Genomic DNA, 19,925 nt, shown 5'->3' on the forward strand with positions numbered 1-19,925 from the left:
AAAGAAACACATTAAAGGAGATAAAGAAAATGAAAAAGTTTTTAGCAATTATTACACTATGTTTATTATTTTCTAGTTTTACTATTGGCTGTGAGAGAGCGTCACTAAATAGAATTGGTAAAGATGTATATTACATGCAGATAAAAGGCGAAGGAACTATCGAAAAGGTAGATGGTAGAAACTTACGAAACTATACGCTGCCCGCATATGATGAAGATGGCGTCAAAAAACAAATTACATTTAGAAGTACAAAAAAAGAAAACAATCATAAATTAAATGCAGACGCGTTTTTACGCCTTTATGTAGATCAAGATGATAATAATAAAAATGAAATATCATCAATTGAAGTAAAGTCCTATGAAGAGATTCAGAAAGCAGATTTGCCTGAAAAAATAAGAGAAAAGTTTACTATTAAATAAAAAAAAAGAAAATGCTCTATGCATTTTCTTTTGTTCTTTTCACCTGTATATATTTTGAACTACTATTATTCATCAGTTTCTCTAACCGATTTATATTCTCCGTTAATGCACCTTTCACAAGAGAGAAATCTGTATTTGATTCTTCTTTTTTTTCTTTAAAAAACGAAGACTTTTGCACATTGACTTCAGCCATCTCTTCTCCCCCTTTTCAAAAAGATACAACCTTTTATTTATATTATATAGCAAATGTAGAAAGAGTGTACACTTATGATTTTCTTTTTAATTCTTCTTCTAATTCTTCTACTTGCTGCAACGTATCCCCTTTTATTAAAGAGAAATCTGTTGTATCTTCGTTATCTTCTTTAAAAAAATCATTGTCATAATCTTTTACCACTACAATCACCTCTACATGCTAGTGTAGGAATGATTGTCCAATTTTATTCAACTTTGTCGGATTTTGTCTTTAATTTAAGTATATAAGAAAAGGACAGAAAAAGATTCTGTCCTTATTTACTAAAATAACTATGATGTATTGTTAAATTATATACATTTTCAAAATCCCGATCTTGCAGGTTATTTTTCTTTCCATCAATAACAATGAAAACGTCACTTACTATTTTTGCTGGTATAATCCCGACATTTTCTACTTGCACCGCTTTCTGCTCATTCAATTGCTCGATATGTTCTAACGGAACGATAATACTAAATTGCGAGCGAATACCACGAAAGTTTGTATTTAATTCCTTCGCGGCTTCAAAAACAACAATTTTCGCACCAATCTTTTCCCCATATGAATCTAAAAATGCATTTAGGCTCTTTGTATATTCCTCTTCCGTATGCCATTCCATCGTACCGAATACTGATGGATTAACATTTTGAATAATTGTCGTGTATATTTCTCCTCTCGCTTTAGATGCAATTAATGATCGTTTTATTGATTGAACTGTCTTGCCAATATCACTAAATTTCGCACCCCATATTTCTGAAATATTAGGTGTTAAAATGAACGCAATATCAACAAAAATAACCATTGCAGTAAACATTAAAAGATTTTTCCAGAGGGTTAAATCAATTCCTTTTATCATGAAATACACGGTGACAGATATGATAAACAAACCATACCAAGTCTTTCTAATACGTTGCTTTTTCTCCTCGTACAACTCCTCATTTTTCCAATAAAAGAAAACAAGGACTACAAAGACAATCGCTAAAACAAATAAGCCAATTCGAATGTTAGAGATCATTAATCACATCACCCTCCATTCAAAAACTACTCACGATATCATTACATGCGCAAGCTGCTCTCTTTATGACAAAAGACGTGGACAAGCTTCTAAAATTAGCTACATCGCATATATATTAGAAAGTACCACGTCTTTTATCCTGTTATTTGTGGGCAGTAAGACCCCCACTGATTAAAATTTCACTTTACCATGAGTCTATATTGTATATGTAGACAAGCATTCATTTCAAATTTTCGTATTAAAAAGAAATATGTTTCGGAATTTCCCCTTCAGGTACTTCTCCATCCATACTTAAATAATAATGACGAATCGGACGTAAGTTTTCGTCTAATTCATAAACAAGCGGAATGCTAGTGGGAATATTTAATGAAACTACACCATCACTTGAAAGGTTGTCTAAATATTTTACTAGCGAGCGAATTGTGTTACCGTGTGATGAAATAATTACTTTGTTACCACTTTTTAATGTCGGCGCAATTTCTGAATGCCAATAAGCAAGTACTCTCTTCTCCGTATCCTCTAAACATTCAGTTAATGGAAATTCACCTTTTTTGAGTGTTTTATATCTTGGATCGGTCGCTTCATATCGAGGATCGTCTTCAGTAAGAGCCGGTGGTCTTACATCAACACTTCTTCTCCAAATATGAACTTGCTCCTCACCATATTTTTGTGCAGTTTCATCTTTATTCAGCCCTTGCAATGCACCATAATGTCTTTCATTTAGCTTCCAAGATTTATGTATTGGAACCCAAGTAAGATCCATCTCATGAAGTACAATCCATAACGTCCGAATTGCGCGTTTTAATACTGATGTATAAGCCACATCAAAAGTATATCCGTTTTTCTTTAATATTGCTCCTGCTTCTCTCGCTTCACTTAATCCATTCTCTGATAGATCAACATCTGTCCATCCAGTAAAGCGATTTTCAAGATTCCATAAGCTTTGTCCGTGACGAATAAGTACAAGTTTTATCATTATAATTCCCCTTTCGGAAATGTGAATTTTATTGTTCCATTGCGTACACGTACAAAGTATCTAGTAATGTATCTTTTTATCCATTCACTCTATGACCAAATCATAGTTGCCAAATGTATGGATAAAATTTGTTCTTTTTCAAACGATAAAAACAGAATTTTTTTCATTATTTTTGATCGACTGGTAGTTCACGTTTCGTTATCCAAGCATCAAAACCTGATCGGCTATTTGCCATTTCATTCATAACTTGGTGCCAATTGTCCTCACATGATTCACCAAATTTTGAAAAAATAGCACCCATTTGTTGTCTTTGTACATCACTCAGTTTTTTCTCTAAATCTGTACCTTTTTCTGTTAAAGACAACTGTTTCACACGTCGATCATGCATAGCTTCATTACTCTCAATTAAGCCCTTTTCCACAAGTTGACGTAGCGGTCCGTGGAGAGCTTGTTTACTTATTTCTAATAGTGATAATAACTCATTTACACTTATCCCTGGAAAACGTGCGATAAAAAATAAAATTCGATGATGTACTCGTTGAATGCCATATTCTTTTATAATTTCATCTGGCTTTTCAGTAAATGTTTTATATGCAAAATAAAATAATGCTAATGCCTCATTCATCTGTTCTTCTTTATGTTGTGTCATCTACTTTCCCCCTGTATGTAAATTATACCACAATCTAGTAATGAATATTTTAATCAACGTATTAGAACTTATTTAGTCTATTGAAACATTCATTGCATAATTAGGAGATGATTCATTTGAAAAAACAATATACTGTAAGTACATATTTATTGGATAGACTACATGAATTAGGAATTGAACATATATTTGGGGTTCCTGGTGATTATAATCTTGCCTTTTTAGATGATGTGGTAGCACATGAAAATTTAAAGTGGATTGGCAATTGTAACGAATTAAATGCTGCATATGCAGCAGATGGGTACGCTCGCATAAAAGGAATCGCTGCTCTTATTACTACTTTCGGAGTTGGAGAATTAAGCGCTATTAACGGTATTGCTGGCTCATATGCGGAAAACGTGCCAGTTATAAAAATCACGGGTACGCCACCAACAAAAGTAATGGAAAATGGAGCAATCGTCCATCATACGTTAGGAGATGGAAAGTTCGATCACTTTTCCAATATGTATCGAGAAATCACTGTGGCACAAACAAATGTAAAACCTGAGCATGCTGCTGAGGAAATTGACCGTGTTTTACGTGCATGTTGGAATGAAAAACGCCCGGTTCATATTAATTTTCCGATTGATGTATATAATAAACCAATTAATAAACCTACAGAACCAATTTTATATAAACCGATTTTAAGTAATAAAGAAGCGTTGGATAAAATGCTACTACATGCCACTTCAATAATAAATAACGCCAAAAAACCTGTAATTTTAGCTGATTTTGAAGTAGATCGATTTCACGCTAAAGAAAATTTACATCAATTTGTAGAAAAAACTGGGTTTCCCATCGCGACGTTAAGTATGGGAAAAGGAATATTCCCAGAAAAACACCCTCAATTTATAGGGATTTATACTGGTGATGTAAGTTCTCCGTACTTGAGAAAAAGAATTGATGAATCTGATTGTATTATTAGTATTGGTGTGAAGTTAACTGATACTATTACAGGCGGCTTCACACAAGGTTTTACAAAAGAACAAGTTATAGAAATCCATCCCTACACTGTGAAAATTATAGATAAAAAATACGGTCCAGTTGTAATGCAGGATGTTTTACAACATTTAAGTGATTCAATTGCGCATCGTAATAAAGATACTCTTGAAATTAAGCCATTTATTTCAGCACCATCACCTTTTACTGAAGAGTTCAATCCAAAAGCACAAATGGTCACACAAAAACGTTTTTGGCAGCAAATGTACCATTTCTTACAAGAAAACGACATCTTAATTGTAGAACAAGGAACACCTTTCTTTGGTAGTGCTGCTATCCCTCTACCTAATAACACTGCATATGTAGGACAACCGTTATGGGGATCTATCGGATATACACTGCCCGCTCTACTTGGTACACAGCTCGCCAATTTATCACGGCGCAACATTTTAATTATTGGTGATGGTTCTTTCCAAGTAACTGCCCAAGAGTTATCAACTATACTACGTCAAAATTTAAAACCGATTATATTTTTAATCAATAACAACGGATACACCGTTGAACGTGCCATTCACGGCCAAAACCAACCTTATAATGATATACAAATGTGGGATTACAATAAACTATCAATGGTATTTGGGTCAGAAGAAAAAAGTCTAACATTTAAAGTAGAAAATGAAGCAGAATTAGCAGAAGTCTTAACAAATATAACTTTTAATAAGAATCAACTTATCTTTATTGAAGTTATAATGAGCCAAAGCGATCAACCTGAATTGTTAGCTAAACTCGGGAAAAGATTTGGTCAGCAAAATTCTTAATATAAAAGCATAACCTAATTATACAATTGGTAGTGTAAAACTTGTTTTGAGAATAGTTTCGACACTCAAAATACATAAGGAAAAGGATGGAAAGCACCATCCTTTTCTATTTTAAGAGCATTCTTCGACTAACGCCCCGTATGACAAGCAAAAATTCTTAATCCATCTTTAACTTTATAGCTTTTGTCGCAATAAATGTTTTAATATGCTTATCTAATATCCTTGTCCCACCAAAATCATCCTCATAAAAACCTGTTATAGCAAAACCAGCTTCAATTTGGCCTTGGATTTGGTCTTCTAAAGTATGCGCATATTCTATTGTTTGATTTGAATCGATGTAATCTTGAACTTCATCCTCTGGTAAATAATCCAATGTTGATGAAGGAATTGAATGTTTAACATCAAGAATACCTTTTTGTTCTTGGTTATCATCAAAGATCCATAGTAACGGATTTGTAAATCCAGCAATAAGAATACCTTTATTCTTTAAAACCCTAGAAACTTCATTCCATACAAGATGAACATCTTTTACAAACAAATTAGAAACAGGATTTATAACAATATCAAAATATTCATCCTCAAAATCACCAAGGTCTGACATATCTCCTTGTACGGTTTTTAAAGTCAAACCATCCCGTTTTGCTACCTTTTCATCTTGTTCCAATTGCTTCTTAGATATATCAGTTACTGTTACATCTGCTCCAGCAGCAGCTAGAACAGGCGCTTGTTGTCCACCACCTGATGCTAAGCAAAGTATCTTTAATCCATCTAATGACTTTGGAAACCACTTTCTAGGAACTGATTTTTCCGTAGTGACTGTAATCTCCCATTCACCTGATTTGCTTTTCTCAATAACCTCGCTACTTACAGGCTGCGTGTATCTAGAACCTTCTTCAACCTTCTTATCCCATGCATTACTGTTTTGTTGTGTAGTATCCATTGCGATTAGTCCTCCTAGCGATCTAGTTGTATTCAATGTGTAAGCTTAATGCTTTCCTTTTTCTATTAACCTGCCTAATAGTTCATACATAGTTGTCTATATTTACATTAACAGATAAATGCAAAAATTACTAAAAAAATTCTAAAAAGACAAAAAAATTACACATCTATTCCATTCATTTAAACTAATCGTAGAATTGTTAAGTTTTAAACAACTCACTTCCACATAAAAAAAGCATTCCAAACCTGTTGACAGTTGGAACGCTTTTTTATGTTATTTAATTTTTCAAGCTTTTAACTAAATCCATTAAACAAATAAGCTATGCTTTTTCTTTTTTATTCAGCAAGAGTTAACTGCCAAGATACACCATACTTATCATTTAACCAGCCAAACTTTTTACTAAACGGATAAGAACCTAAAGGCATGAGAATTGCTCCATCCTGCGCTAGTTTATGAAAGACCGTTTCAATTTCTTCTTCTGTCTCACAAGTTACATAAAGAGACATAGCTGGAGTGAATGTAAAATTATGATTTACATAACTATCAATACACATAAACTCTTGGCCATTTAGCGTAAAATTTGCATGAATTACAGTTCCCTCTTTACCAGGTCCATTTTCATCGTAGCGAGAAATACTTACAATTTCTGATTGATCAAATAGCGACGTATAAAAATTCATTGCTTCCTCAGCTTTGCCTTCAAACATTAAAAACGTAGTAATTTTTTGATTTGTGTTACTCATATGGAGACAGCCCCTTGTTATGTATTTATGTAAAACATACGTCACTCAAAAACCGAACGTATATTCCTATGAATGTATTGTCTATAAAAACGATGAGTTTGTCAATTATCTACTTTATTATTTCTTCTTAAATAATGCTGTCCAAAGAAATGATTCTCCAAACATTTCATTCGGTTGTTTCATTTGTTTCATCCTTCTAATCTCAATTACCTCAAATTCTTTAAATATCTCTCTTAACTTTTCTTCCGAGTATGCAAGACCACCTTGTAGACTCCATTCTCTATATACGTCCCAATCTGTTATTTCTGATCCATTTCGCTCATCTAAATCGCCTGCTGCAAAACATGTTAATCCGAAATAACCACCCGATTTTAATGAGTTTTTAATTAAATCCACATAATTTATTCTTCTATGCGGTGGAATGTGATGCAAACAGCCCGAATCATATACAAAATCAAATTCGTTTTGAACCTCTAAATTAAAAATTGAATCACAAATAAAATGAATTTCTACCCCTTTTGCCAATGCCCTCTCTTTTGCCCAGTTAATGCCTTCTACAGATAAATCCACTGCTGTTACATCAAATCCTTGAGTCGCTAAATAAATGGCATTTCTACCTGGACCACATCCAAGTTCTAATACCTTCCCTTTTAAAACCCTCTCTTTTTGTATATACGAAACTAGATTCTCATCTGGAACATTTTCAAAAAACGGAACATCCTTTTCTCTATTCTCATAAAACTCATTCCAAAAGGGTTCAGCAGGTCTTAATAATGAATCAAGCATTTTTAAAATATCTTCTTGTGTGTGTAACGTTTCAGTTTTCATTTTTACCCTCCACATTTTAATAGTCAGAAAATTATTATATATCTTTTCGAACTTTCAAACAAAGAAAAAACTCCTACATTCAATAGGAGTTTTTTCCCTTTAAAATCCAAGTACATCTTGCCATTTTAGCAATTTCTCTTCCCGTACTTTCAAATAATCATGTTCATATTTCCCCATCCATATTTCACTAACAATTTCTCAGTCTGCCAAAAAAAGAACTCTTTCTGTTTTCGCTGCTACCTTTACAACATGAGTCACTTAAGAAGAATACTTTGCTGAAAAATAAAGCCGATTTCGTTAAGGTATATTTTTGCTAACGCCTCTTCTTTCATACAATCATACTTTTCTAATAAAATAACGTTTTTGTTCACTTTTTTGATACATTTACGAAACATTCATGTGTTATCTTCATTAAGTTCTTTTCTTTTTATAATGTCGTGTGAGATATACCAACAGAGGAAGCCCTAGATCCCCTAATCCTAGGGCTTTTTTATAAGAATTTTATACATTTTATTATTTCCACTAACTCTTTAAATTGTATATACATAATATAAAATTCTCATGTTGTTATATTTTTTGATGGCCTCTTATCTTTCCTTAAAAGGCCCTTTTTTCAAATAACGCTTTTGTTTAATTTATATTTAAAAAGTTCCTTTTCATAAAGACTTCCCTTATATGCTATACTCATTCTTAAATAATTGTATAAGGAATGTTAAAAATGGGTGATAGATCGTCAAGGCAATGGAGATTGCAACAAAAGTTAAGAGCACTGAAAACCAAAAACAACAATGACATAAACCCTTTGTTTAGTGAATGCCTTGAATCCCTAGGAAACGAAACTCTCATTTTCTCCCAAGAAAAAGGCCAGCAGATTGCTACTATTTTAATGAATTCATTTCCTATAACTGTATCGGGAAGAATAGATTGGGAACAGATAGATAATCAATTCATAGCTTCGAACAAAGAACAAATAATTTCCCTTATTAGAGCAAACAAACTAGATTTTGATGAACAGATTTTTATAATATGGGATAACTATGAAATCCCTGTAGTAAGTACAAATCTTGATAAAGTATTCCAATCACTAGTTGACGTTGATGCAGTCAGTTTTTATTACTGGCTATTAGACAAAGAATATAGATTCGTAATTGAAATAAATGATGAAGAATTGATTAGGGTTGGGTTTCGCTAATACTCTAAGCATATTTCCTCATTCTACTGATCTGCAAAATTTAAATTGTATTATTTATCAAAGACTTAAAATATACGAATGTCACGTAAACCGATTGGTGTTAATCATGTTTATGTTTATAATTACGTTGATTTGGATAACTTGCATTTATAAAATGTAAATATTTTATAAATGCAAGCTAAACAAACATTGTTATATCAAGGTTTGTTTGACCTAACATGTTATATTCTTGATACTAAGACGGTTTTTATGAGCATTTCGTATAAGTGTGATTTAACTGATCAAGACTATTTTTAAAAACGACATATCAGCGATAATTTATGTCTATTCTGTATAAGTGTTAGCAAGATCGTTTGCAAACTTGTTAGCACTTTTTTAAAACTTAAACCAGAGGAGATTCATACAATTTAGTAACAATGTAAAATTGAATTTATCAAGGATAAACCATTTAACAATTAGTTTGCAGCACTGAATGATTTACAAAAGAATACCCATCGATACACTACGAATAAAAATAATCAGCTAATCGAGGGAATATAATTATTTTTATTTAATTCGCACTTGTACTTCTTGTTCTTGTATTACTTGAATGATTAACTCCAATACAATATTTTGTATTAACTGATGCTCATTATCATGAAGTTTACTTTGTTCTGATATGTATTCAATACATTGATATATATACCCTTCTACCAATAAGCTCCCTTTTTCAACTGTAAGTGTATTTTGCTCATTCTTTTTTACCTTTGGTATTAAAAATTCGGTTTTTGTCAAAATAATCTCCTGTTCAACCTCTTTTATTCCTATGACTTTTTCTTTAAATACAACCTTTTCTCGTAAACTAATTTCACCTTTATATCTTCCTATTTCTATTGGTAGTTTCGCTGTAATAAAATTATTTACGTCTTCCCCATTTTCACTCTCTAATATTATACTGTGAATAGGAATCCATGAAGATGCCTCTACCTTATTCTCTTCTTTATTCCCTTTATTTTTTTGGTTATATAATTCAAAATGAATTCTCTTCTCATGAAGATTTAAAGAAACTAATTTACAATAACTATCCGAATAATATTGTTGCACTGTAGTTAATAACTTACAATCTAATTCACGCCCTTCTACACCTTTTTCATTCCTAAATACAAATGCTTCTTGATTTTTAACATTTATTTTTGGAAATATTTTAAAACTAGTTACTTCTGAAAAAATAGAAAATGGAGTTTTGACCACCAGTGAGCGTATTAAAGGCCCTATTTGTGATCCAGACGCTTTACCTTCTTTCTCTAATTTTGATGCTACATCTTCTTCCTTTAATTCAGGTGGTACTTCTTCTTTTTCACCTCTTTTTTCGTGTAAATTATCTTGTATATTCAGGTTTTTATACTTGTAAATTTCATCCCATATTCCCTTACCAATCCATGGATTTTTCATCACCATCCCCCCGTCTGATGAAATTCAAAAAATTTGTTTTTTGTATGTGACCATTTCATCATTATATATGTTGTATAAAAATAAAAAGAAATTGTCTTTATTAAAAAGACAATTTCTTTTTATTTTTATAGTGCTACTTGTACTTGTTGTACTTGTAAAACTTTTAAAGTAAGATCTAGTACAATTTTTTCACGAAGCGTATCAAATGGTTCGTTTAGGTCTGTAGAACAAGGTGAAAAGTCTAATTCAAAAAATTGAGCGCTTACTAATTCACAATATGGTTGTTCGTTATAAAAAACTGCATTTTCAAAGAAATATTTGTCTAGACGTGGTAAATCACCGTTTTTAGGATTTATAAAATGAGAAGTAGTGTCCGAAGAAGAAGCTACTAAAGCTAATGATAGAAAATCACCTTCTGTCAGATCTGCAAAACCAGAAAATGGAACATTTGCAATACGATCATATAGAACTCCATTACACTCGTCATTTGCATATTCAATATTTTTACGAATATAGCCTTGTACAAATAATTTCGCTCTTGTAACTCGTCGGTAAGGTGTACCTGGTACTGGTACGAATGCTACAGGCACTAACTTACATTGTGTTAAAAATACGTTTTTTAAGATGCGTTTAATTTCGACTGCTGGAGGCTCTAATGAAATATCGGACTCTACAACAATTTGAAGCGTTCTTTCAGCTAATACAACTGGAATCTTTACAATAGGTGCTCCTGGAGTAACAATTGGTGTTGCAGTCTCATCACTTAATGGTGTTTGGGTTTGTCCCGCTACCTGACATGGTACATTAATTGGACATTGTTCGCTCATGTTTTATGCTCCTCTTTTTATAAGATTTTAGAGTTTATGAAATTTTCAAACTCATAATACTTGTATATGTCTTTCTTCTACTAATGTTTGGGTTCTATAGTAGCCTTTTTAATCATTATCATTAAGTTAGTATAATCTAATCATTTTTATTGAAAATTCTGAAAATTAGTATTTTTAGAGGAATACAAATTCTGTTTTCAACGTATCTCGCAGATTCGGTAAAATTATGAAGTCTTTATTACATGAGTTATCTTGAATTTAATTTTGGATATCACGATATGAACATGGTTACCAAATGATGATTTTTATTTTTATCAAGCTATATATTCGTAAAAAATCGCTTTACATATACTGAAGTTTTATTTGTTGTTACATAAAATCTTTTACCTATTCAATTTTGAAATATACATTCAAGACAGTATACTCCAAAATAAGAAATTATTTTAAATTAGAATATTTTCTTTGATAAATGTGTGTTGATTAATTTCATAATCAGTAGTTCTATCCACTCTCCCTTAAAAATTAGCATAGTTTTTATGAATTCTATATCTAGTAGAAAGCTCTCTATCATATAAAAGTATAATAATAGGTTAATAAACAAGCAGTTTTTTTACTAAAACATAGAATAATACTAACCCTAATTGAAGGGATACATAAAAATATTTCCTGGAATAATGATTGCTGGAAATCTAAAGACAAGCACCATTGTGATGACGATAAATTTAGATATATTATTTAAATAATTTGTGTTATGGTTTCAAATGTTAATTAATTACAATATTTTTCAAAAAGAGTATACATATTCATATAAATCATGTTATTTTGGATAGTTTGTTCTTTAAATTAGGAATTAAATAAAGAATTATAAAAACGCGCTAGGTACAACTAAGAAAGAAACAGGATAAAGAATAAGTCATATTACCTGTAGTAATAACACTAAGTGAATTGCACCTCTTATAAGTGACTTGTGTATCTCTTACTGCGTTTGAAGTTAATTGCCAATATTTCGTGTCGTTCTTCTACAAGACATTGCGTAAAACCGTTTGGTTACCAATTCCACCAACGTAATCTTCAACATCTTTCATTCACTTCATTAAATTGTCCTGTTGCTTGATTTTGTGCTTCTTGAACTTTTTTATTCAACTCTGTTTTTGTAGTTTCAATATCTTTGTTGACTTGCTCTAAGGTATCTTCCTTTACTTTGTCCATATCAGGAACAACCGACTCCCAATTGCCATTCTTCCATAATTTGAGGATGCCAGGCTTGCCGTTTGAAATATCTAACCATAAGTTTTTTCCATTTTCTAAACCGATTGTCGGTGGTTTTGCGCTTTCAATAATTTTTGTTTGATAATTTTTAAGGTTTTCTTGTACTTTTTCTGCTAACTTTTTTGCTGCTTCTGATTCCTTTTTCACAACATCAACTTGTTCATTTGTCTCTTTCACAAGTTCTTCCAACTTATCTAACAAGCCTTTATTTGCTTTTCCAGCTAGACTGCCCATAACTTGGGCATACATGTGATCTAACAGACTTCTCGTATCTTCTACTTCTTTAAAATCACCAAAATAATATTTATCATTTGCCGCATTTGTATCACATTCATCCGCTGCGATAAGACGTGCTTCTAAAAACAAAGGTGGCGTAAATTTTGTATCTTTGATATGGACAATATCGCCCTTATTTACTTTTTCATGAGATAAACCAAATATCTTTTCTAATGCAATTGGAGTTACTTCATACTGTACAGTGCTATTAATACGTTTCTTTAGTTCCGCTTCCGTTAGTTGTTTTAATCTTTCGGCTGACATATTTTGATCTTCTGTTTGTGGACTATAGATGTCATATTTGTGTGAACCATCTTCTATCCAACGTTGTAAGGCATCTGCATCAGCGACGTATTACTTCCCACCGTTAATCTTTTCAAAAGTTAGATACTCACCTGTTTCTTCGTTTGCTTCAACAGTAAAATCCTGTAGCGGTTCTTTTAAACTTTTCCTAGCCACTCCGCCATGCCATTTACTACCTGCACCAAAGTTATCTATAACGAAGCGCTCACTATCTGACTTTAGAGTTCCTGTGTTTTCACCTTCGTTAGTGTTTGGACCATTTTGATTCCAACCAACCATTGTTTTCATTTCATCGTGCATAACAAGCTGTTCTTTCTCGACTGTTCGTTCTTCCACAGAAACAGGGTATCCCATACGAAAATGTTGAATTTCTTCTTCCTTTTTTCGTGAAATATCAATAAAAGTAGAGGGATTTTCTACCTTAACTATGAACGTAGGATCAGAATATTTACTCCCATTATTCGATATATTTGTAATTAATTTACTTCCTTGTAATTTGAAATCTATTTTTCTCCTTGGGCCTAGTTTATAAGGCATTGGACAAATGAATTTTAAGATGCCTTTTCCTAAACTCATAAAATTATCAACATTAAAATCTTCATCAATAACAGCTATATATGTTCTATCTAGTTTTGTATCAAAAGTTAGCTCGGTTGCTTGTTCAGTAATTAACCATGTCGCTATTTCTTCTTTTAACGTTTCTAAATCTGTTCCATCTGGAACGATAATTCCCACAGGGACAGAAAGTCGACGAGGATCTGTTTCCGTTCCTAATAATCTTGCGCCTGGATATCCAGGCGTGTTTAAGAATTTACGTTTTAGAGGTGCCCATGTTGGCGGGCTCCATCCTTTTTCTAGTTGGATATATTCTTTTCGTTGATTGTTGAATGTAAAAGAGCTCATTTTGACACTCCGTTTCTTTATAAAATAAAAGAAACCCAAACCTAAAAGGCTGAGTTTCTCTTTTCTTCTCTTTCTTGATACTCGGTTGTATAGCCGATAAGTACCGCGTGCCACGTCTCTTCCTTCTAAATTTACGGGTACTTCAATAAATCTCCACCAAGCATTGGAATAACTCCACCGCCAGATGATCCGAAAGAATTATTAATGACTTGATTTGATACACTATTTGTCATGGCTTGTCTACTGTTTGACATACTTCCATATACACCACTCATGACGGTCTTTAATCCTCCTAATTGGCTTGCGGAAGTAGCCATCATACGGCTCATATTATCCATTAATTGATTTTATAGATTATAAAGGTATATTATGAGTTGTGTTTTCCGCCACTTCTCACAATACAAATATATCACGTTAACTCCAAAACGACCGGCACATTTCCTGCCAAAAAACGGCCATAACCCTTTCACTTTTCATTATCTGATTTACATATAATTACAATTAAAAATGCAATTATGCTCACAAAAGAAGGGATTATTTTTAATCCCTATCTTTTGTGATTGTAGTATTTATGAAATTAGAGCTATCAAAGAGATGTATATCAATAAAGGCTGATGTTAGTTTTCATCTTTATCATTTTCTGATTTCGTAGCAGTATCTTTAAAAAAATCACCTGCTAAATTAAGTAGTTTCTTTCCACCTTCACTATTCAAAAGATTCATTAAAAATACCGGATCTTGAACCTTTTGAATAAGAGCTTGCATAAATACGGATTTAGCAACACCTAATATCTCTGTCGAAGTTATTTTTATATTAAAATAAGGAATATTAATTTGGAATGGCGAATAATCAGATGAATTATTTTTCTGTTTTTTTAATGTTTCATCAGTCGTTCCATTGATTGCTTCATTGGTTGTTTCATTATTCGTTTTGGAAAGTGTAACAGCTTCGGCCGCTATTATTCGACTTTTCTTCTGAGTTACTTCGGTTATTGGAATAGATGAAGTTTGATACGAAACATTTTTATTAAAATATGGGCTAGATCCCATTTTTTTCTCCTTTCATAACGAACACATTATATATTCTAAACATATATTAAACTATATTAATGAAGGATTACTTCACACTACGTGAAGCAACCCTTTATTTATTCTTGGTGATATAAGAAGGTTGTTACTTAAAAACCACCATATCCGCACCAGCTTGCACCAACGATAATAAGCAAGATAAACAATACGATTAGTAATGCAAATCCTCCGCCATAACCACCACAACCACTTCCATATCCTTTTTCTGCAGCCAAGATACACTCCTCCTCTCTAGAAAAAAATAAAGTTCATAAACTAGCAAAAACAAGCAGCGCCAACGATAATAAGCAAGATAAACAATACGACTAGTAATGCAAATCCTCCGCTATAACCACAACCACTTCTATATCCTTTTTCTGCAGCCAAGATATTCCCCCCCGATCCTATAACAAAGATGCGTTTCATAATAACTAACAGAAGTTCTATTAATTTAACTCGTAATGAAAACAAGCTAACAGAAAAATAATTTTTCATTGCAGTCATGTTGTACTTGCTTATCACTACACTGACACTATATGTATTGGGCTGTAAACGGTTATGTACTTTTATATCAACTTTTCCATTTTTGAGGAAAATGTCATTGACCATTTTTAAAATCGTTATATTTATATTAATAATTTTATAACCCACATTTAAATTTAATCATTCGTATCTTTTTCTCTACTTTGACGATTTGAAATCATTATCTTCTTAATCCATACTATTTTCACTAAGTAATTAATATATTATTTCAAGTTCTCTATGACTTACCCATATCTTATATTGTGTGTAACTGCCCCGTTCGCTGAATCCCTTGGTATCATTGAATTTATAACACTTTCTTTTTTGAGTTACATAGTACAAAATTTATGAGTAACTGTAAGGAATACCACCACATTGCTACCAAGCTAAGAATATGAATTTTATCAATCCATGTTTTTCTTTTGCATATTGGCTAGTATAGAACAAAAGGTTATCAAATGCCGAGGGAACTCTCAGCAGATGATAACCCTTTGAACTAGCGTATCAATAATTTAATTAGATAACCTCACAAATATATTATTGAACCACCCCAAATACATTAATTTCAGCGGCACTTGTCCATGGATTGTTGTTTACCTCGCTTAATGCACGTAGTTTAATATAACGACCTGTCTTGTTTACAAAGCTGACCTCTTTCAAGTTAATATTGTTTGCAAAAGCACCTATGGATACCGCTGTTCCCCAGTTTACTCCATCACTACTGACGTAAAACTCATAGTCCTTAATCGTTCCATTTATTTGGCCGTCTTGCCTTGGCAAGTAGCTGAATTTGGAGAGGTTATAAGTTGCACCTAAATCAATTTGAATCTCGTGCGGCATTGGAGCTACGGGGCTCCAGTTTGTATGCCAAAATGTGTCTTTGTTTCCATCAAAGGCATACGTACCTAAATTGTACCAATTATAACTGTCTACATATTTTAGTGTCCAGTTTGTTTGCGGAATTAAACTAGCTTCTTTTGTTGTGACTGCTACATTCATAGCAGAATTACTTGTACTTGTCGTTGTAATCGTTACTCCTGATTTTTCTCCCGTGTAGGTATTACTATTCGGATTAGTGTCTGGACCAAAGGTAGCAGCATGATTTTGATTCGTGTAATAGAACGGGTCTTGGTATTCACTGACTGATTGTTCTATATCAATGAAAGGATGAGGATCACTGGAATTATTATTCATGGATTCATCAATATGCCAAACTGCAATACCACCAGAATTTGTTGGTAAGCTCGCATCATACCCAACCTTTGCGCGATTCTCAACTAAAAAATACGTATTATCCTTTAAAGGAATCTTTAACACATTATAATTATTTGGGATAGCATTTAGAGTAAAGTTATTAGTGGTATTTACTACATTTGGTGTTACAAATCCTAATTTTACTTTTGACCAAGCATCCATATGACCCGGTGTAGCTCCATAATCTTCTCCTTGTAGACTATTCCAAGATCCATTACCCATTATACTTAGGCTACCCACACGATTATTATCACCATATAGATCTGGCAGGCCAAAGGAATGACCTAACTCATGAGCAGGGATACCAATTGTTGCCATATGACCATATTGTTTTTCACCCTGCGCCGTATACATGCCTGATACCGTAACACCATCGTGATTTGTATTTGGAGCATACGACTGATGTGCCCAAATATAAGGAAGTGGAGCACCAGGAGCAGCCTGTTCATTACCAGCAAGAAAACTTACAATGTAGAAGCCATCTTTAGAGTCAATGACTTGATCATTATTAGTATCAAGACTAGCAAAATTCACTTGAGAATCAGCTTTAGCCAGTGCATCTGTTATAACCGTACCCATACTTTTTCCCGATGTACTCGGATGAGCGTAATCTAATTTCACTTTAACCACTCCATCATTTTGAGTACCATATGTTTCAGGAGCTGGAGTTATCTGTACTTTTCCGTTACTTACTTCATTATAGTAATTCTTAACTGACTTTTGATTTGTAGAAAAGAATTTGTTACTCCAGTCGTTATCGTTATATGCAATATCAACATCTGTAAACCCAATTAACAAAACAAGTAATTTTTTGGTTCCTACAACTGGAGTGACAGTTCCATCAATATTTTTTGGTGATTCTTTTTGTAATTTATTCATGTGCACCTGTTTTTTCTTTGCTTGAGGGTTGTATTTTTTTATCCATTTATTCAAATTGTCCTCATTTAACGCCATTGAAGGCTTCTTATCGATTTTATATTTTGTACCCGTTGATATCAGTTCATCTGATGTAAGCTCAGCGTAATTCCAATATCCCTTCTGATCTTGTAAAAGTATGTCGCCATCCTTTGTACTTACCCAGTGGAACCATTCATCTCCATGTAACGTGCCTTCAAAAGTTTCGCCTGACGGCTGCTTCATTTTGACAACTCCCTCGTATGCTGGTGCGGCAAAAGCGTTCGTTTGAACATACAAAACACAAATCAAAGAAAAAACGAACATGAACAGGAACTTTAAAATTCTTTGCATAAACATTCCCCCTTTTTCAATTGTGTGTGAAATATTCTGTTGATAGCCAGACTAGATTCATACATGGAATAGATTGAAAGATACATTTGTATAACACTAACAGAATACCTTTAATTATAATTACAGGAAATTGAAAAAATGTTAATTTTTTATACAGATAAATATTTTCTCAAGATTATCCAATAAAACAGGATTGATAATGGTAGTTCTTCAGAGAACTACTGATTTTCTGCCTAAAATGTGTCTTAACGTAACATGCGAATTTTTTTGATGTGGCAATCCCATCGCAATCAGGCTAAGGTTTTAAACTATCCCAAAAGAAAAAGCAATGATTAAATTTTAAACCTAGTCATTGCCTTATCCATTGCATCTTGATTTACACCTATATAACGTAACGTGACCTTCTCTGACGAGTGATTAAATATCTCCATGAGCAATGGGCTATGTTTTTCGTTTGCATGTACATGTGAGACCCGTATGTTTTTCTCAATGTATGTGTTCCTATTTCATCTAATCCAAACTCTGCCACTGCTCCGCTTAATATCTTATATGCCATACTACGACCAATTGGACGATTCCTACCTTGTCTACTTTGCAATAAATACTCATTATCTTCCCTTTCTTCGATAAACCATTTAAGCTCTCTTTTCAGTGCTGCAGTAATTTGTATTCGTTTCTTTTTCCCAGTTTTCATTTCTCTCATAGATATATGACTACCTTTAACATCTCCTACCTTCAATTTCAAAATGTCCGAGATTCTCAGGCCTGTATTGATTCTCATAATGAAGAGGATGTAATTGCGTAAGCTCTTTTCCTTAAAATACTCTTTAAGCTACTGTATTTGTTCTGGATCACGTATTGGCTGAACAAAATTCATTATTCATTACCTCCAGTTTCTTCAGTCTCATAAACTTCTAATCTAAGAGCAAAAGCAAGTTTATAAAATACTCTAGCCTTAACACGTCGATAAGTACGCTCACTCATGCCGATTTCGTTATATACCATATAATCACATACATCTTCATCTTCTAGATAACGCTTAATGATGATGTCTCTTTGCTCCCTTCCTGCACGCCCATTACCCAAACGACTAAGAAACTGGTCAATACGAAATGATGTTTGCTTAATCCATTCTTCTCTTTTACTTTGTTGAATATTAGCCATCGCTACATCTTCTAATGGCTTTCCTACATCATTTGTAGATCCGTGATATCTAATTTCATAAGAAGGAGTAACTTTCATTTCTTCACGCATCATTCCAAACTGTCTATATAAACGTACATTTTCGAGAGCACCTTCTAATTTTTTCTGCGTTGCTACTCTATCGATTTTTGGTAAGAAAAATAATTGTTTAGTCATGTAAGATCACTCCTTTTTATTTTTAAATTACTTTTGTCTTAATGCTCCGTGTCTTCGTTCATAACAAGGTCTATGTATTCCCATTAAATCACCAATTTCACGAGTACTTAATTTCTCTTTTTGTTTTTTCTTATTTTTCTTCTTTCCTTGCTTGGATTGCTTTTTCCACTCGCGTAATTGTTCTTTTAGTGCCCTCATATTTCCCCATCCCTCTTTTCAAAATAAAAAGAACACCTATTCCTAAAACAGCTTTAATTGCTGCTTTAATGAATTGGTGCCCTCTAGTTTTCTAGCCGGACTATATTCTGTTTGTTTTACTTTAAAAGGATTATTTTGTTAAAAAATTCATTCTAACTTATAAACACTATCTTTTTCTTATATTTCCCATTAAAATTTAATAGAAATATTCCGATAACAAAGGAGCAACCTATGAAACATAATATAAATCTATGGTCCTTTATTTTTTCATTCGTTTGTATTGCTTGTTTTCTTTTATATCTTGAAGTATGTACACCTGAAATAAATGCATCTTTTATAAACGCCGTTTATTTTCACCCTTTATTTTTCGTACTCATTTTTTCAATAGGAACTTTTTTTGCTGGTATTAAAGGATTCTCTAAAGTAGATAATTGGATATCAATGCTTAGAAGCATAGTAACAGTTATAAATCGTAAGAGCGTCG

Annotated in this window: 20 protein-coding genes and 4 pseudogenes; 4 read left to right on the forward strand and 20 right to left on the reverse strand. The window is 32.7% G+C overall.

Features of this window, described 5'->3' with window-relative positions:
- Positions 1-29 precede the first annotated feature (29 nt).
- Positions 30-419: a YxeA family protein gene (locus tag H6481_RS18885; protein ID WP_000713869.1), complete on the forward strand. Its 390-nt coding sequence runs from the start codon at positions 30-32 to the stop codon at positions 417-419.
- A 16-nt stretch (positions 420-435) separates the two neighbouring features.
- On the opposite strand, the gene spoIISB is transcribed toward H6481_RS18885, so the two are convergent.
- From spoIISB to H6481_RS18910, 5 genes are all read right to left on the reverse strand, one after another.
- The gene (gene spoIISB, locus H6481_RS18890) at positions 436-612 is read right to left on the reverse strand and encodes a stage II sporulation protein SB (RefSeq protein ID WP_000852629.1); all 177 of its coding nucleotides are present in this window, start codon (positions 610-612) and stop codon (positions 436-438) included.
- 72 nt (positions 613-684) lie between these two features.
- Positions 685-813 carry a hypothetical protein gene (locus H6481_RS18895; RefSeq protein WP_000237818.1) on the reverse strand — a complete coding sequence of 43 codons (129 nt, stop codon included), beginning with the start codon at positions 811-813 and terminating at the stop codon, positions 685-687.
- A 112-nt stretch (positions 814-925) separates the two neighbouring features.
- Positions 926-1,663 carry a type II toxin-antitoxin system SpoIISA family toxin gene (locus H6481_RS18900; protein WP_000624982.1) on the reverse strand — a complete coding sequence of 246 codons (738 nt, stop codon included), beginning with the start codon at positions 1,661-1,663 and terminating at the stop codon, positions 926-928.
- Positions 1,664-1,901: 238 nt separating this feature from the next.
- The gene (gene gpmA / locus H6481_RS18905; protein ID WP_000594152.1) at positions 1,902-2,639 is read right to left on the reverse strand and encodes a 2,3-diphosphoglycerate-dependent phosphoglycerate mutase; all 738 of its coding nucleotides are present in this window, start codon (positions 2,637-2,639) and stop codon (positions 1,902-1,904) included.
- A gap of 166 nt (positions 2,640-2,805) precedes the next feature.
- Positions 2,806-3,288, reverse strand: a complete 483-nt coding sequence (locus H6481_RS18910; RefSeq protein ID WP_000191889.1) for a MarR family winged helix-turn-helix transcriptional regulator — start codon at positions 3,286-3,288, stop codon at positions 2,806-2,808.
- Positions 3,289-3,404: 116 nt separating this feature from the next.
- Between H6481_RS18910 and H6481_RS18915 the strand changes: the two genes are divergently transcribed.
- Positions 3,405-5,081, forward strand: a complete 1,677-nt coding sequence (locus tag H6481_RS18915) for an alpha-keto acid decarboxylase family protein (RefSeq protein WP_182812821.1) — start codon at positions 3,405-3,407, stop codon at positions 5,079-5,081.
- Between the two features lie 157 nt (positions 5,082-5,238).
- On the opposite strand, the gene H6481_RS18920 is transcribed toward H6481_RS18915, so the two are convergent.
- The 4 genes and pseudogenes from H6481_RS18920 to H6481_RS28900 form a co-directional block, all read right to left on the reverse strand.
- Positions 5,239-6,021 (reverse strand): class I SAM-dependent methyltransferase, encoded by a 783-nt coding sequence (locus H6481_RS18920; protein WP_000381791.1) that lies wholly within the window; start codon positions 6,019-6,021, stop codon positions 5,239-5,241.
- Positions 6,022-6,356: 335 nt separating this feature from the next.
- Entirely contained in the window at positions 6,357-6,764 is a 408-nt protein-coding gene (locus H6481_RS18925; RefSeq protein WP_000072482.1) for a VOC family protein, read from the reverse strand.
- A 117-nt stretch (positions 6,765-6,881) separates the two neighbouring features.
- Positions 6,882-7,592, reverse strand: coding sequence for a class I SAM-dependent methyltransferase (locus H6481_RS18930; protein WP_182812823.1), 711 nt, complete (start codon positions 7,590-7,592; stop codon positions 6,882-6,884).
- Between the two features lie 99 nt (positions 7,593-7,691).
- A pseudogene (locus tag H6481_RS28900) lies at positions 7,692-7,864 on the reverse strand (ABC transporter ATP-binding protein); the annotation flags it as partial.
- A 446-nt stretch (positions 7,865-8,310) separates the two neighbouring features.
- Between H6481_RS28900 and H6481_RS18935 the strand changes: the two are divergent.
- Entirely contained in the window at positions 8,311-8,784 is a 474-nt protein-coding gene (locus H6481_RS18935) for a hypothetical protein (RefSeq protein ID WP_182812825.1), read from the forward strand.
- A gap of 546 nt (positions 8,785-9,330) precedes the next feature.
- Here the strand turns inward: H6481_RS18935 and H6481_RS18940 are convergent.
- The 11 genes and pseudogenes from H6481_RS18940 to H6481_RS18990 all read right to left on the reverse strand — a co-directional run bounded on the left by H6481_RS18940 (position 9,331) and on the right by H6481_RS18990 (position 19,441).
- Positions 9,331-10,215: a BC_2427 family protein gene (locus H6481_RS18940; RefSeq protein WP_182812827.1), complete on the reverse strand. Its 885-nt coding sequence runs from the start codon at positions 10,213-10,215 to the stop codon at positions 9,331-9,333.
- Positions 10,216-10,340: 125 nt separating this feature from the next.
- Positions 10,341-11,042 carry a CsxC family protein gene (locus tag H6481_RS18945; protein ID WP_088344735.1) on the reverse strand — a complete coding sequence of 234 codons (702 nt, stop codon included), beginning with the start codon at positions 11,040-11,042 and terminating at the stop codon, positions 10,341-10,343.
- A gap of 1,071 nt (positions 11,043-12,113) precedes the next feature.
- A pseudogene (locus H6481_RS18950) lies at positions 12,114-13,793 on the reverse strand (distal tail protein Dit).
- A gap of 41 nt (positions 13,794-13,834) precedes the next feature.
- Positions 13,835-14,140: pseudogene (locus H6481_RS18955) on the reverse strand (phage tail tape measure protein); the annotation flags it as partial.
- A gap of 270 nt (positions 14,141-14,410) precedes the next feature.
- A complete protein-coding gene (locus H6481_RS18960) occupies positions 14,411-14,842 on the reverse strand; it encodes a hypothetical protein (protein ID WP_000535863.1) in 432 nt (143 codons plus the stop codon).
- 128 nt (positions 14,843-14,970) lie between these two features.
- The gene (locus H6481_RS18965; protein WP_000718599.1) at positions 14,971-15,096 is read right to left on the reverse strand and encodes a YjcZ family sporulation protein; all 126 of its coding nucleotides are present in this window, start codon (positions 15,094-15,096) and stop codon (positions 14,971-14,973) included.
- A gap of 40 nt (positions 15,097-15,136) precedes the next feature.
- Complete coding sequence (locus H6481_RS18970) at positions 15,137-15,247, reverse strand: YjcZ family sporulation protein (protein WP_080117658.1); 111 nt, start codon at positions 15,245-15,247, stop codon at positions 15,137-15,139.
- 672 nt (positions 15,248-15,919) lie between these two features.
- Complete coding sequence (locus H6481_RS18975; protein ID WP_001188938.1) at positions 15,920-17,884, reverse strand: M6 family metalloprotease domain-containing protein; 1,965 nt, start codon at positions 17,882-17,884, stop codon at positions 15,920-15,922.
- A gap of 332 nt (positions 17,885-18,216) precedes the next feature.
- Positions 18,217-18,761 (reverse strand): annotated as a pseudogene (locus H6481_RS18980) (site-specific integrase).
- Positions 18,761-19,243, reverse strand: coding sequence for an ArpU family phage packaging/lysis transcriptional regulator (locus H6481_RS18985; RefSeq protein WP_098033733.1), 483 nt, complete (start codon positions 19,241-19,243; stop codon positions 18,761-18,763). Before H6481_RS18985 ends, H6481_RS18980 begins: the two are co-directional and overlap by 1 nt.
- A gap of 27 nt (positions 19,244-19,270) precedes the next feature.
- A complete protein-coding gene (locus H6481_RS18990) occupies positions 19,271-19,441 on the reverse strand; it encodes a hypothetical protein (protein ID WP_001202055.1) in 171 nt (56 codons plus the stop codon).
- A 231-nt stretch (positions 19,442-19,672) separates the two neighbouring features.
- Here H6481_RS18990 and H6481_RS29155 point away from each other — a divergent pair.
- A partial coding sequence (locus tag H6481_RS29155; RefSeq protein WP_346655886.1) for a hypothetical protein occupies positions 19,673-19,925 on the forward strand: 253 nt, incomplete at its 3' end.

It is taken from the genome of Bacillus sp. ME78 (assembly GCF_903970865.1).
In the GTDB taxonomy this organism is placed as follows: domain Bacteria; phylum Bacillota; class Bacilli; order Bacillales; family Bacillaceae_G; genus Bacillus_A; species Bacillus_A cereus.

Coding starts and splice junctions, on each gene's coding strand:
- H6481_RS18930 (WP_182812823.1), bottom strand. CDS start 7,592: ATGAAAACTGAAACGTTACACACACAAGAAGATATTTTAAAAATGCTT.
- gpmA (WP_000594152.1), bottom strand. CDS start 2,639: ATGATAAAACTTGTACTTATTCGTCACGGACAAAGCTTATGGAATCTT.
- H6481_RS18990 (WP_001202055.1), bottom strand. CDS start 19,441: ATGAGGGCACTAAAAGAACAATTACGCGAGTGGAAAAAGCAATCCAAG.
- H6481_RS18935 (WP_182812825.1), top strand. CDS start 8,311: ATGGGTGATAGATCGTCAAGGCAATGGAGATTGCAACAAAAGTTAAGA.
- H6481_RS18960 (WP_000535863.1), bottom strand. CDS start 14,842: ATGGGATCTAGCCCATATTTTAATAAAAATGTTTCGTATCAAACTTCA.
- H6481_RS18975 (WP_001188938.1), bottom strand. CDS start 17,884: ATGCAAAGAATTTTAAAGTTCCTGTTCATGTTCGTTTTTTCTTTGATT.
- H6481_RS18900 (WP_000624982.1), bottom strand. CDS start 1,663: ATGATCTCTAACATTCGAATTGGCTTATTTGTTTTAGCGATTGTCTTT.
- H6481_RS18920 (WP_000381791.1), bottom strand. CDS start 6,021: ATGGATACTACACAACAAAACAGTAATGCATGGGATAAGAAGGTTGAA.
- H6481_RS18885 (WP_000713869.1), top strand. CDS start 30: ATGAAAAAGTTTTTAGCAATTATTACACTATGTTTATTATTTTCTAGT.
- H6481_RS18910 (WP_000191889.1), bottom strand. CDS start 3,288: ATGACACAACATAAAGAAGAACAGATGAATGAGGCATTAGCATTATTT.
- spoIISB (WP_000852629.1), bottom strand. CDS start 612: ATGGCTGAAGTCAATGTGCAAAAGTCTTCGTTTTTTAAAGAAAAAAAA.
- H6481_RS18945 (WP_088344735.1), bottom strand. CDS start 11,042: ATGAGCGAACAATGTCCAATTAATGTACCATGTCAGGTAGCGGGACAA.
- H6481_RS18940 (WP_182812827.1), bottom strand. CDS start 10,215: ATGAAAAATCCATGGATTGGTAAGGGAATATGGGATGAAATTTACAAG.
- H6481_RS18925 (WP_000072482.1), bottom strand. CDS start 6,764: ATGAGTAACACAAATCAAAAAATTACTACGTTTTTAATGTTTGAAGGC.
- H6481_RS18985 (WP_098033733.1), bottom strand. CDS start 19,243: ATGACTAAACAATTATTTTTCTTACCAAAAATCGATAGAGTAGCAACG.